Source organism: Pseudomonas sp. BW16M2 (genome assembly GCF_014268865.1).
GTDB lineage: Bacteria > Pseudomonadota > Gammaproteobacteria > Pseudomonadales > Pseudomonadaceae > Aquipseudomonas > Aquipseudomonas peradeniyensis.
In genome coordinates this window covers 39,443-52,141 of sequence record NZ_JABWRI010000029.1, presented here as the reverse complement: position 1 = coordinate 52,141, position 12,699 = coordinate 39,443, and the positions used below count along the sequence as shown (strand labels likewise).

16 protein-coding genes are annotated in these 12,699 nt (G+C 64.5%); 7 read left to right on the top strand and 9 right to left on the bottom strand.

The window, feature by feature from the left end:
• Positions 1 to 228 precede the first annotated feature (228 nt).
• From ahpC to HU735_RS21585, 6 genes are all read right to left on the bottom strand, one after another.
• The gene (ahpC, locus tag HU735_RS21610; RefSeq protein ID WP_186715212.1) at positions 229 to 792 is read right to left on the bottom strand and encodes an alkyl hydroperoxide reductase subunit C; all 564 of its coding nucleotides are present in this window, start codon (positions 790 to 792) and stop codon (positions 229 to 231) included.
• Between the two features lie 248 nt (positions 793 to 1,040).
• Positions 1,041 to 2,396 (bottom strand): glutathione-disulfide reductase, encoded by a 1,356-nt coding sequence (gene gorA, locus HU735_RS21605; protein ID WP_186715211.1) that lies wholly within the window; start codon positions 2,394 to 2,396, stop codon positions 1,041 to 1,043.
• A 97-nt stretch (positions 2,397 to 2,493) separates the two neighbouring features.
• Positions 2,494 to 3,333, bottom strand: coding sequence for a UTP--glucose-1-phosphate uridylyltransferase GalU (gene galU, locus HU735_RS21600; RefSeq protein WP_050706245.1), 840 nt, complete (start codon positions 3,331 to 3,333; stop codon positions 2,494 to 2,496).
• A gap of 232 nt (positions 3,334 to 3,565) precedes the next feature.
• Entirely contained in the window at positions 3,566 to 4,480 is a 915-nt protein-coding gene (locus HU735_RS21595; protein WP_186715210.1) for a c-type cytochrome, read from the bottom strand.
• Positions 4,477 to 5,127, bottom strand: a complete 651-nt coding sequence (locus tag HU735_RS21590) for a c-type cytochrome (protein WP_186715209.1) — start codon at positions 5,125 to 5,127, stop codon at positions 4,477 to 4,479. Before HU735_RS21590 ends, HU735_RS21595 begins: the two co-directional genes overlap by 4 nt.
• Positions 5,128 to 5,272: 145 nt before the next feature.
• Positions 5,273 to 5,632 carry a hypothetical protein gene (locus HU735_RS21585; protein ID WP_186715208.1) on the bottom strand — a complete coding sequence of 120 codons (360 nt, stop codon included), beginning with the start codon at positions 5,630 to 5,632 and terminating at the stop codon, positions 5,273 to 5,275.
• A gap of 164 nt (positions 5,633 to 5,796) precedes the next feature.
• Here HU735_RS21585 and HU735_RS21580 point away from each other — a divergent pair, with 164 nt between their 5' ends.
• The 6 genes from HU735_RS21580 (at position 5,797) to modC (ending at position 10,019) form a co-directional block, all read left to right on the top strand.
• Positions 5,797 to 6,099, top strand: a complete 303-nt coding sequence (locus HU735_RS21580; protein ID WP_050706249.1) for a DUF1883 domain-containing protein — start codon at positions 5,797 to 5,799, stop codon at positions 6,097 to 6,099.
• Between the two features lie 15 nt (positions 6,100 to 6,114).
• Positions 6,115 to 6,285 (top strand): hypothetical protein, encoded by a 171-nt coding sequence (locus HU735_RS21575; protein ID WP_177330847.1) that lies wholly within the window; start codon positions 6,115 to 6,117, stop codon positions 6,283 to 6,285.
• Positions 6,286 to 6,319: 34 nt separating this feature from the next.
• On the top strand, positions 6,320 to 7,384 hold the full coding sequence (locus tag HU735_RS21570; RefSeq protein ID WP_186715207.1) for a nitronate monooxygenase: 1,065 nt from the start codon (positions 6,320 to 6,322) through the stop codon (positions 7,382 to 7,384).
• A gap of 103 nt (positions 7,385 to 7,487) precedes the next feature.
• The gene (gene modA, locus HU735_RS21565; RefSeq protein ID WP_186715206.1) at positions 7,488 to 8,246 is read left to right on the top strand and encodes a molybdate ABC transporter substrate-binding protein; all 759 of its coding nucleotides are present in this window, start codon (positions 7,488 to 7,490) and stop codon (positions 8,244 to 8,246) included.
• Positions 8,246 to 8,926 (top strand): molybdate ABC transporter permease subunit, encoded by a 681-nt coding sequence (gene modB / locus HU735_RS21560; protein WP_186715205.1) that lies wholly within the window; start codon positions 8,246 to 8,248, stop codon positions 8,924 to 8,926. The genes modA and modB overlap by 1 nt, the downstream gene beginning before the upstream one ends.
• A gap of 1 nt (position 8,927) precedes the next feature.
• Entirely contained in the window at positions 8,928 to 10,019 is a 1,092-nt protein-coding gene (gene modC / locus HU735_RS21555; RefSeq protein ID WP_186715204.1) for a molybdenum ABC transporter ATP-binding protein, read from the top strand.
• Between the two features lie 217 nt (positions 10,020 to 10,236).
• Here modC and HU735_RS27315 read toward each other — a convergent pair whose 3' ends face one another.
• Complete coding sequence (locus tag HU735_RS27315; RefSeq protein ID WP_273018724.1) at positions 10,237 to 10,359, bottom strand: hypothetical protein; 123 nt, start codon at positions 10,357 to 10,359, stop codon at positions 10,237 to 10,239.
• Positions 10,360 to 10,614: 255 nt separating this feature from the next.
• Between HU735_RS27315 and csrA the strand changes: the two genes are divergently transcribed.
• A complete protein-coding gene (gene csrA / locus HU735_RS21550; RefSeq protein ID WP_023628788.1) occupies positions 10,615 to 10,809 on the top strand; it encodes a carbon storage regulator CsrA in 195 nt (64 codons plus the stop codon).
• Positions 10,810 to 10,885: 76 nt separating this feature from the next.
• On the opposite strand, the gene HU735_RS21545 is transcribed toward csrA, so the two are convergent.
• Entirely contained in the window at positions 10,886 to 11,245 is a 360-nt protein-coding gene (locus tag HU735_RS21545) for a response regulator (RefSeq protein ID WP_186715203.1), read from the bottom strand.
• Between the two features lie 4 nt (positions 11,246 to 11,249).
• Complete coding sequence (locus tag HU735_RS21540) at positions 11,250 to 12,695, bottom strand: ATPase domain-containing protein (protein ID WP_186715202.1); 1,446 nt, start codon at positions 12,693 to 12,695, stop codon at positions 11,250 to 11,252.
• Positions 12,696 to 12,699: the final 4 nt, after the last annotated feature.

The window sequence follows — 12,699 nt, the reverse complement described above, 5'->3', positions numbered from 1 at the left end:
CGGGCGTTTTTACGGGGCGGTAACTGCTTCAGCTTTGGCGGCTGTCTACCGCCCGCGATTGGCGCATAACCGGATTTTCGTTCGAGAAGTGACTGCGCGGCGATCAGGCAAGGCGAAAACAGGCGAGGAACGGCCGGGGTCGCGCCCGACTTGACGGGTTGTCAATGAGCATTCCGAGCCTGTTTTCAACGCAGCATGGTCGTCGCGCAGGCGCTTATCGGACGAAAATTAGATCTTGCCGACCAGGTCAAGGGATGGAGCGAGAGTGGCTTCGCCTTCTTTCCACTTGGCCGGGCAGACTTCGCCTGGGTGGGCGGCAACGTACTGGGCAGCCTTGACCTTGCGCAGCAGTTCGCTGGCGTCACGGCCTACACCGCCGTCGTTGATTTCAACGATCTTGATCTGACCTTGCGGGTTGATCACGAAGGTACCGCGATCGGCCAGGCCGGCTTCTTCGATCAGCACGTCGAAGTTGCGCGAGATGACGTGGGTCGGGTCACCGATCAGCGGGTACTTGATCTTGCCAATGGTGTCCGAGGTGTCGTGCCAGGCTTTGTGGGTGAAGTGGGTGTCGGTGGACACGCCGTAGATTTCCACACCCAGCTTCTGGAACTCGGCGTAGTTGTCAGCAAGGTCACCCAGTTCGGTCGGGCAGACGAAGGTGAAGTCGGCCGGGTAGAAGAACACGACGGACCACTTGCCTTTCAGGTCGGCTTCGCTGACCTGGACGAATTCGCCATTGTGGAAAGCAGTGGCGTTGAACGGTTTGACCTGGCTGTTGATGATTGGCATGAGAGACGCTCCTTCATGGGTTGAATTCGGTTGACGGAGAGAATCCTAACCGCTGGTCCCGTGGAAGGCTCATTGGCAAAGCTCATGCTGGTGATTGGTTTTGGCTATAAGGCGAGATTATTAATAGAAGGGATTGGGCTGAGCAAAGGATTGCGAGGGCAAAATGCATCGCGGGGCAAGCCCGCTACCACGCCAGGAGGTTTTCAGGCGTGGGAGCGGGCTTGCCCCGCGATCTGGGATAACGCGTATCAGCGGGTGACGGTGCGCATGGTCACGAACTCTTCGGCGGCGGTCGGGTGCACGCCGATGGTCTCGTCGAACTGCTGCTTGGTCGCCCCGGCCTTCAGGGCGATCCCCAGGCCCTGGATGATCTCGCCGGCATCCGGCCCGACCATGTGGCAGCCCAGCACCTTGTCGGTGTCGGCATCGACCACCAGCTTCATCAAGGTCTTTTCCTGGATATCGGTCAGGGTCAGCTTCATCGCCCGGAAGCGGCTCTCGAAGATCTGCACCTTGTGCCCGACGGCCAGCGCCTGTTCCTCGGTCAGGCCCACGGTGCCGATTGGCGGCTGGCTGAACACCGCGGTCGGGATGTTCTGGTAGTCGACCGTGCGGTACTGCTCGGGTTTGAACAGGCGGCGGGCCACGGCCATGCCTTCGGCCAGCGCCACCGGGGTCAGTTGCACGCGGCCGATCACGTCGCCGATGGCCAGGATCGACGGGGCGGTGGTCTGGTACTGCTCATCCACGCGGATGTACCCGCGCTCGTCCAGTTCCACACCGGTGTTCTCCAGGCCCAGGTTGTCCAGCATCGGCCGGCGGCCGGTGGCGTAGAACACGCAATCGGCGACCAGCTCGCGACCATCCTTGAGGGTGGCCTTGAGGCTGCCGTCCTCAAGCTTGTCGATACGCTGGATGTCGGCGTTGAATTGCAGGTTCAGGCCGCGTTTTTCCAGTTCTTCCTTCAGGTGCGTGCGCACCGAGCCGTCGAAACCACGCAGGAACAGATCGCCCCGATACAGTAGCGTGGTGTCGGCGCCCAGGCCCTGGAAGATCCCGGCGAACTCCACGGCGATGTAACCACCGCCCACCACTAGCACGCGTCGCGGCAGTTGCTTGAGGTAGAACGCCTCGTTGGACGTGATGGCCAGTTCCTTGCCCGGAATGTCCGGCACCTGCGGCCATCCGCCGGTAGCGATGAGGATGTTGGCGGCACTGTAGCGCTGGCCCTCGACTTCCACCTCATTAGCCCCGGTGATGCGTGCGTGGCCCTGCAACAGGGTAACGCCGCTGTTGACCAGCAAGTTGCGGTAGATGCCGTTGAGGCGCTCGATCTCGCGGTTCTTGTTGGCGATCAGCGTGCCCCAGTCGAAGTGGCCTTCTTCCAGGGTCCAGCCGAAGCCGGCAGCCTGTTCCAGTTCGTCGGCGACGTGAGCGCCGTAGACCAGCAGTTTTTTGGGCACGCACCCGACGTTGACGCAGGTGCCCCCCAGATAACGGCTTTCAGCCACCGCCACCTTGGCGCCGAAGCCTGCGGCGAAGCGCGCCGCGCGTACACCGCCAGAACCGGCGCCAATCACGAACAGATCAAAATCGTAAGCCATGCATTGAGTCTCCTAGGCAGGCGCCCAGCATAGCGCCGTTGGCCGCCGCAAACAAAAAAGCCACCCGAAGGTGGCTTTTCCAGACAACGCCGGGGACTCAGTAAGCCTTGCCGGTCTTGTAGAAGTTCTCGAAGCAGAAGTTGGTCGCCTCGATGTAGCCTTCGGCGCCACCGCAGTCGAAACGCTTGCCCTTGAACTTGTAGGCGATCACGTTACCTTCGGCGGCCTGCTTCATCAGCGCGTCGGTGATCTGGATCTCGCCACCTTTGCCCGGCTCGGTCTGCTCGATCTTCTCGAAGATGTCCGGGGTCAGGATGTAGCGGCCGATGATCGCCAGGTTGGACGGCGCGTCCTCTGGCTTGGGCTTCTCGACCATGGCGTCGACACGGAAGATGCCGTCCTTGATCTCTTCACCGGCGATGACGCCGTACTTGTTGGTTTCCTGCGGATCGACTTCCTGAATGGCGACGATCGAGCAGCGGTACTTCTTGTACAGCGCGACCATCTGCGCGAGCACGCCGTCACCGTCGAGGTTGACGCACAGGTCGTCCGCCAGCACCACGGCGAACGGCTCGTCGCCGATCAGCGGGCGGCCGGTCAGGATGGCGTGGCCCAGGCCTTTCATTTCGGTCTGGCGGGTGTAGGCGAAGGAGCACTCGTCGAGCAGACGACGGATGCCGACCAGGTATTTCTCCTTGTCGGTGCCCTTGATCTGGTTTTCCAGCTCGTAGCTGATGTCGAAGTGGTCTTCCAGGGCGCGCTTGCCACGGCCGGTGACGATGGAGATCTCGTTGAGGCCGGCGTCCAGTGCTTCTTCAACGCCATACTGGATCAGTGGCTTGTTGACCACCGGCAGCATTTCCTTGGGCATGGCTTTGGTAGCGGGCAGGAAGCGGGTGCCGTAACCGGCTGCCGGGAACAAGCATTTCTTGATCATATACGTCCTTAACAAGGGCTTTGCGTACGAAATTCGGCGCAGTCTAATCAGGCGGCGGTCACCTTACAATGCCCCCCGCGCTGGCCGATGCCATCATAGAGACATTCCAGTGTAGATAGTTCCGCCAGGCCGTGAATTTCAGGCGACCGGCGACATCATCACGGGACGGGCCCGCCCCCACGATCGTCCCTTGCTGGGCGTGGGAGCGGGCTTGCCCCGCGAGGGTTTCAGCTCAACCGCCGATCCCCTGCCCGATCAACACGCCATCAACTTTCTGCCCGTACAGGTTGACCCCGTCGTTGGCATGGAACTTCAGCCGGGTCTTCTCGATCGAGCCTTCGACCAGCCGCGGATCCTGCGGCCGCTCATGGCGGTTGATCCACGCCGCCACGTCCCAGGCCTGCTGGTCGCTCAGGCTGCCGGGCTTGCCCAGTGGCATGTTGTACTTGATGAACGACGCCGCGGTATTGATCCGGTGCATGCCGGCGCCCCAGTTATAGGAATCCTTGCCCCACAGCGGCGGCATCACGTATTCCCCGGCCACTTTCTGTCCTTCACCATTGCCACCGTGACAGATCGCGCATTGCTCGTCGTACACCTGCTTGCCGCGCTTGAAGTCGTAGCCCCCCTCGGGCTTGGGCACCTCCGGGTAGCCGCGACCGGCGATTTCCACACCAGTCGGCGCCTGGGTCGACAGCCAGTAGGCGTAAACGCTCAAGGCGGTCATCTGCGGGCTGTCGGCCGCCGGCGGCTTGCCGTTCATGCTGAAGGTAAAGCAGCCCTGGATACGCTCGGCGAAGGTGTTGACCTTGTCGTTCTTCTTGCGATACGCCGGATACATCGGGTAGGCCCCCCACAGCGGCGCAGAATGCGCCAGGCGCCCCTGGTCGAGGTGGCAGTTGCTGCAGTTCAAGCCGTTGCCGACCGCGTCGGGCATCAGCCGGCGGGTATCGACGAACAGCGCGTGGCCTTCACGGACCATCTTGCCGAAGGCGTTGTCGGGAATCGCGCTTTCCGCGGGCGGCACGAACTGCGGGGCGGCCTGCACACCCGGGACCTTGAGCTGGGACTGGTCTTCCATGGCGATGGGCGCGGCCTGGGCAGTGCCCATGGCCACCAGCAGCAGGGTTGGCATCAGGACTTTCATGGCTTGACCTCCTGGCTGGCCGGTTGGGCGAAGTAGTCGGCGACCGCCTTGACCTCGGCATCGGTCATCGCCTTGGCCACGTTGACCATCAACTGGTTGGGATCATTGCTGCGACTGCCATCGCGCCAGGCATTGAGTTGCGCCACCAGGTAACCGGCAGGCTGCCCAGCCAGCGGCGGGAAGTGCTCGCCGACGCCACTGCCGCCCGGGCCGTGGCACTGTACGCAACCGGGGATCAACCGGCTCCAGTCGCCATAGACGGCCAGGCGGGCCACCGGATCGTTGGCGATCTGCTGGCGGCGCGTGTCCGCCGCGGCATCGGCCGGCAGCTTGGCCAGGTAGGCGCTGACCGCCTCGATCTCGGCATCGTCCAGGGCCTTGGCCAACGGTTCCATCACCGCCTGCTTGCGGCTGGCGTTGCGAAAGTCATGCAATTGCTTGCTGAGATAGCCGGCAGGCAAACCGGCAAGACGGGGAAAACCGGCGGCGGCGATACCCTTGCCGTCCGGCCCATGGCAGCCCAGGCAGGCCATGGCGGCGGGGTTCTGCCCGCCCTGATTGAAGATTTTCTGGCCATCGGCAGCGTGCGCCGAGGGCCAGGCCAAGATCAGCAGGCTGCCGATCACGACATGGCTCAGGGTTTTCATCACGGAGGCTCCATTTCCTTGTTATAAGCTTAGGCTTAAACGATATAAGCCCAGAAATACTAGGCCTATTCCCCGACGTGCGACAACGCGTCACCGGGAAGGAAAGTGGCAAACCGCCAGCTAATTGCCGATTAACTGAGCTGGATCAAGAACCGGAGATGCACTGGGTCGCCGAGGTGCGCACATCACCCAGGCGCAGCGGGAAGTTGTTCAACCGCTCGTACACCTTGATCGCGCTGCCGCTGCCGCGCTTGTCGATATCGAGCAGCGCCGCAGGGCCGACGCCTGACGTCAGCTTCTGCGGCACGGTCAGGCGCAAGCCATCGCCACGCAGCTCTTCCTGCAAAGGATCACGCGTATCAGCCAGCTTGCGCTTGACGCAGTCGGCATACTCGCGCGGCGTCTTGCCGGAGATCACATCCAGCGTCGCGTGGGACTGCTCGAGCTCCGTCACGCTGACACAGCCGCCCAACGTCAGCGCCACCGCTGCTGCTACCCATTTCATCTACATCGTCTCCAGCTTCTTCAAAGTCATCCTCTGACCACATCCAGGCGGTTTTGCTCCCACGTCTGGCAGAAATCTCCTTGGCTTGGCCAGCCCGGGCGCAAGTGTAACCTCACATCGTGGTATCTTTCGCGTTTGCTGAAACAATCCTTGCGGAGCACCCCATGAAATTCGTACACCAGCGCGAGCACCTGAACGAGGACGACATCGTCGTCATCGAGTGCTCCCAGCGCTGCAACATCCGCCTGATGAACGACGCCAACTTCCGCAGTTTCAAGAATGGCGGGCGCCACACCTACCACGGCGGCCACTTCGAGCGCTTCCCGGCGAAGATCACCGTGCCCAGCACCGGTTTCTGGAACATCACCATCGACACCGTGACCACCCGCCCGATCTCGGTGACGCGCAAGCCGGCCCTCAGCCACAAGATCAAGATCATCCGTCGCTCGTCGTCGAAACTTGGATAACACTCGGATAGCCGCATGACCCAGACCATCAAGTACGTGATCAAGTACAAGCTCGACGGTGAACGCCGCTGGGATTTCGCCCAGATGCCCGACGCCTCCCTCGAGCAGGCGCAGCAGGCCCTGCGCAAGATCCACGGCGACGACGCCGACAAGATCAGCGACATCCAGGTCAGCAAGGCCCTGTAACCACGCAGCACGCCCCGCACTCAAGGAGTCGCCCATGAGCCCCTGGCAAGACCGCCGCATCCTCGACCTGCTGGGTATCGAGCTGCCCATTCTCCAGGCCCCCATGGCCGGCGCCAGCGGTTCGGCCATGGCCATTGCCGTCGGCAACGCCGGCGGCCTGGGCGCCCTGCCCTGCGCCATGCTCAGCGCCGAACAGGTGCGCGGCGAGATCGAGGCCTTTCGCACCGCTTGCCGGGGCCCGCTCAACCTGAACTTCTTCTGTCACCAGCCGCCAGCACCGGATCCCGAGCGCGACGCCCGCTGGAAGCAGGCGCTCAAGCCCTACTACGAGGAAGTCGGCGCGGACTTCGAGGCGCCGACGCCGGTGTCCAATCGTGCCCCCTTTGACGAACTGAGCTGCCAGCTGGTGGAGGAACTGCGCCCTGAAGTGGTCAGTTTCCACTTCGGCCTGCCGGTGCCCGAGTTGCTGCAAAGGGTCAAGGCGAGCGGGGCCAAGGTCCTGTCCAGCGCCACCACGGTGGAGGAAGCGCTGTGGCTGGAACAGCACGGCTGCGACGCGATCATCGCCATGGGTTACGAGGCCGGCGGCCATCGCGGCATGTTCCTCGGCAGTGACATCACCAGCCAGATCGGCACCTTCGCCCTGGTGCCGCAGGTGGCCGATGCCGTGCGGCTGCCGGTAATCGCGGCGGGTGGTGTCGGCGATCATCGCGGCCTGGTCGCCGCCTTGGCCCTGGGGGCTTCGGCGGTGCAGGTCGGCACCGCGTACCTGTTCTGCCCAGAGGCCAAGGTGTCCCCGGCGCACCGTCGCGCCCTGGACAGCGCGTCCGCCAGCGACACCGCGCTGACCAACCTGTTCACCGGCCGCCCGGCCCGCGGCATCAACAACCGCCTGATGCGCGAGCTGGGGCCGATGAGCACCCTCGCCCCACGCTTCCCGCTGGCCGGCGGCGCGCTGATGCCGCTGCGGGCGATCACCGATCCACAGGGCAACGCCGATTTCAGCAACCTGTGGTCGGGACAGGCGCTGCGCCTCGGGCGGCATATGCCAGCGGGCGACCTGACCCGCCTGATTGCCGGGCAGACAACAAAAAGCTGACTCGTAGATCAGGAAATTTTCAGGCACCCTCTTCCCGACGGATGGCGTATCGCTATATAGTCAAAGCCATAACGATAACCCGCCGTCCCTAGGAGCCGTTTGCATGCGTATTCGCCTGTCCCACCTGGCCTTCAGCGCCCTTGCCACCCTGATCGCCGCCAACGCCGCCCAGGCGGACGAGGTCCAGGTCGCCGTAGCGGCCAACTTCACAGCGCCCATCCAGGCCATCGCCAAGGACTTCGAGAAGGACACCGGCCACAAGCTGGTCGCCGCCTACGGCGCCACCGGCCAGTTCTACGCACAGATCAAGAACGGCGCGCCGTTCGAAGTGTTCCTCGCCGCCGACGACAGCACCCCGGCCAAGCTCGAGCAGGAGAAAGAAATCGTCGCGGGCTCGCGCTTCACCTACGCCATCGGCACCCTGGCGCTGTGGTCGGCCAAGCCGGGCTACGTCGACGCCAAGGGCGAGGTGCTGAAGAAGAACGAATACAAGCACCTGTCCATCGCCAACCCCAAGGCCGCGCCCTACGGCCTGGCCGCCACCCAGGTGCTGGACAAGCTGAAGCTGACCGAAGCCACCAAGGCGAAGATCGTCGAAGGCCAGAACATCACCCAGGCCTTCCAGTTCGTGTCTACCGGCAATGCCGAGCTGGGCTTCGTCGCCCTGTCGCAGATCTACAAGGATGGCAAGGTAACCGAGGGCTCGGCATGGATCGTTCCGGCCGAGCTGCATGACCCGATCCGCCAGGACGCGGTGATCCTCAACAAAGGCAAGGACAACCCGGCCGCCAAGGCCCTGGTCGACTACCTCAAGGGCCCGAAGGCCGCCGCGGTGATCAAGTCCTACGGCTATGAGCTCTGATGCCGCTCGACGCCAGTGACCTGGGCGCGATCTGGCTGACCATCAAGCTGGCCAGCCTGACCACCGCCATTCTCCTGGTGCTGGGCACGCCCATCGCCTGGTGGCTGGCGCGCACCCGTTCCTGGCTACGCGGGCCGATCGGCGCGGTGGTCGCCCTGCCCCTGGTGCTGCCACCGACAGTGATCGGTTTCTACCTGCTGTTGGCCCTCGGCCCTCATGGCTGGATCGGCCAGGCGACCCAGGCCCTGGGCCTGGGCAGCGTGGTGTTCAGCTTCACCGGGCTGGTGATCGGCTCGGTGGTGTACTCCATGCCCTTCGTGGTGCAGCCGTTGCAGAATGCCTTCGGCGCCATCGGCCAGCGCCCGCTGGAGGTGGCCGCCACCCTGCGCGCCAGCCCCTGGGACACCTTCATCCACGTGGTGCTGCCGCTGGCGCGCCCCGGCTTCGTCACTGCCAGCATCCTCGGCTTCGCCCACACCGTGGGCGAGTTCGGCGTGGTGCTGATGATCGGCGGCAACATTCCCGACAGGACCCGCGTAGTCTCGGTGCAGATCTTCGATCACGTCGAGGCCATGGAATACAGCCAGGCGCACTGGCTGGCCGGGGCCATGCTGGTGTTCTCGTTCCTGGTGCTGCTGATGCTCTATGCAGGCCGTCGCGGCAAGGCCGGCTGGAGCTGACATGAGCGCATCGATACAGACGCGCCTGAAACTGGCGCGCGACGACTTCACCCTGGACGTCGACCTGAATCTGCCCGGACGCGGCATCAGCGCCCTGTTCGGCCATTCCGGCTCGGGCAAGACCTCCTGCCTGCGCTGCCTGGCCGGCCTGGAGCGGGCCGCCAGCGCCTATATCGAAGTCAACGGCCAGGTCTGGGAAGACAGCGCGCGCGGGCATTTCATCCCGCCGCACCAGCGCCCGGTCGGCTACGTGTTCCAGGAGCCCAGCCTGTTCCCGCACCTGTCGGTGCGCGGTAACCTCGAGTTCGGCTGGCGCCGCATCGCCCCCGAGGCGCGCAAGATCAGCCAGGAACAGGCCTGCCAACTGCTGGGCATCGGCCACCTGCTGGCGCGCAAGCCGGCGACCCTGTCCGGCGGCGAGGCGCAGCGGGTCGGCATCGCCCGGGCCCTGCTCAGCAGCCCACGGCTGCTGCTGATGGACGAGCCGCTGGCCGCGCTCGACAGCGCGCGCAAGCGCGAGATCCTGCCGTACCTGGAGCGCCTGCACGACGAGCTGGATATCCCGCTGATCTACGTCAGCCACGCCCAGGACGAAGTGGCGCGCCTGGCCGACCACCTGGTCCTGCTCGAACAGGGCAAGGCCGTGGCCAGCGGACCGATCGGCCAGACCCTGGCACGCCTCGACCTGCCCCTGGCACAGGGCGAGGATGCCGGCGTGGTGCTTGAAGGCGTGGTGGTGGGCCACGACCCGCATTACCAGCTGTTCGAGCTGCGCCTGCCCGGCGGTGACGGCCAGCGCTTGCGCATCGCCCACCCCGGGCTGCACATGGGCAGCACCCTGCGCCTCAAGGTACAGGCCCGGGATGTCAGCCTGGCACTGACCGCAGACGGCGCCTCGAGCATCCTCAACCGCCTGCCGGTGCGGGTCCGCGAGTGCCGCCCAGCGGACAATCCGGCCCATGTGCTGGTCAGCCTGGATGCCGCCGGCAGCGCCCTGCTGGCGCGCATCACCCGCTATTCGGCGGACCAGCTCGCGGTGCAGCCGGGCCAGATGCTGTGGGCGCAGATCAAGTCGGTGGCGCTGCTGGGTTGAGCAATGCCGCAACGGGCGCGGTCCATTGCAGCAACAGTGCCCTCCATGGACCGCACCCATGCCGTGATGCCGACACCCTGGCGCGCATCGCCGCCCTGGTGATCCCGCCGACCTCTCATGGAGCAAAACATAATACGTTGACCTAACCGGGACAGCGTGGGAGCGGGCTAGCCCCGCGATGGGGGGTGGGGCACCGGCTTCGCCGGTGATCGCGGGGCTAGCCCGCTCCCACGCTGGTGATGCTTACTACTTTGTTCCAGCCCATGCGCGCAAGGGCCTGGAAATCGAGGAAGTACCACTGCTGCGCTTCCTCCAGGCCCTGCAGGGCCAGAACGATCATTGAGCCCCACTATTTAGTTCATCGAGCAGAGAAATTTCCCATATGGCGCCAAGCACCCTATCCTTGCCACCGAGCACCTTGGCCAGTGGAATGCGTAGCACCCCCACTGGCACCTGCAACTAAAGATCGATAACAGAATTTGTCTGTCGGGGAATTACTATCCGCCGAAAGCGTCTTTAATGAGAAGGAAGAGGGACAGGCTCCCACCGCAGACCATCAGGCTCGGCGGTTTTCTACATCACCAAGGAGAACTACATGCTGATACTCACACGCAAGGTTGGCGAAAGCATCGTCATCGACGACGACATCAAAGTCACCATTCTGGGCGTCAAGGGGATGCAGGTGAGGATCGGTATCGATGCGCCGAAGGATGTCCAGGTGCACCGTGAAGAGATCTACAAGCGTATCCAGGCCGGCAGCCCGGCACCGGAGAAGAGCAACGACGAGTAACCTCAAGCCAACCGCATCATGCCGCACGGATGCGCCTGATCGATTGCCCGCCCATGCGGGGAGCCTCTCCCGAACCTCAGGTGCCGAGCAGTTCGCGCACCGTGGCGATCATCCGGTCCATGTCGAAGGGTTTGTCGAATACCGCCGCGAACCTTCCGGGGCAGGCCCGACCCTGGCTGGCCTGGGCGCCGCTCATGAGAATCACCGGCAAATCCGCCAGCTGCAGTTCGTCACGAATCGCGTTCAGCAACTCCTCGCCATTGAGCACCGGCATCATGTAGTCGGTGATCACCAGGTCCACGCGCTTTTCTCTCAGGGCCTCCAGGGCCTTGCGCCCATTGCTGGCCTTTTCCACCAGGTAGCCCTCATCCTCCAGGGCAAAGCCGAGGATATCGGCGATCAGGTACTCGTCGTCGACGATCAGGATGCTGTTCATCCCATCAGCGGTCTCCTGGCGTTGTCGCCGAGCCGCTGAGCACGCCGCTGGCGCCATCGAACGCCCGCGCCAGGTTGATGCCCTTGGGCCCCAGGTTCAACGCCTGCAGGGCCGGATCGTGGTCGCTGTCGCGTACCTTGATGATCGACAGCGCGCGGTGCAGTTGTGCATCGAGCTCGGCGAAGCGCATGAGGATCAGGTTGTCGACGATGCTCGACAGGTCCGGGGCCGGCGCGGTGATCTCCGAGCCGAAGATATCGCGCATCTCCCAGGTCAGCAGCACCGTGACGCCGCGGGCGCGCAACTCGCCGGTCAGCGCGCGGAAGAACGCGTTCAGGCGGGCGGGCTCCAGCGCCAGGCGGCCGAAGGCGCCGAGGCTGTCGATCACCACGCGTCGCGCGCCCAATGCCTCGACCTGCGCCAGCAGACGGGCGCCGAGCTGGTCCAGCAGGCCTTCGGTGGTCGGCTGCCAGCTCAATTGCACCGTTCCTTCGCGCTCCAATGCCGACAGATCGTAGCCCAACGCGGACGCCTTCAAGCGCAATCGCGCCGGCGTCTCGTAGAAACCGAAGTGCAGCCCCGGCGCGGCCTTGCTCGAAGCGGCGAGAAACGCGATGCCCAAGGCGGTCTTGCCCACGCCGGATGGCCCCATCAGCAGGCTCACCGAGGCCTCGGCCAGCCCGCCACCGAGCATGCCGTCCAGGTCGGCGACCCCGGTGGCGACCCGCGCCAGGGTTTGCGCATCCTGCTGGCTGGGCCGGCTATAGAGCGCCTCGAGACGCGGATAGACCTGCAACCCCGACTCGTCGATCTGGCATTCGTGGCGCCCGGACAGCGCGCTGCTGCCGCGGGTCTTGCGCAGCTGGACATGCCGCACCGCGGCGCTGCCGACCAGGTGCTCGCCCAGCTCGATCACGCCATCGACCATGGTGTGCTCGGGGCTGCCCTCCTCCAGCCGGGCACTGGTCAGCAGCAACACCGTGCAACCGGCGAACGCCGCATGTCCCTGCAGCTCGGAGACGAACTTCTTGGTGTCCAGGCTGGTTTCCGCCCGCGAGCGGGCGTTGAGCAGGCCATCGACGACCAGCAAGGTGGCCTGCTGCCGGGCGATCTCCTGGCGCAACAGCCTGACCACCGCGTCCAGGCCATCCTGCTCGAGGGTGTCGAAGGCGCTGACGAACTGGATGCTGTCGCCGACCAGCGCCGGATCGAAGAAGCTCAGCGTCGACAGGTACTGGAACAGACGCTCATGGGACTCGCTGAGCAAAGTCGCCACCAGCACCCGGCCACCGTCGCGCACATGGTTGCAGGCCAGCTGGTTGGCGAGGATGGTCTTGCCCGAGCCCGGATGCCCCTGGACGATGTAGGAGGCACCGACCACCAGCCCGCCCTTGAGCAGCGCATCGAGCCCTTCGATGCCGGTGGCCAGCCGCTTGAGTTGCTCTACCATGGTC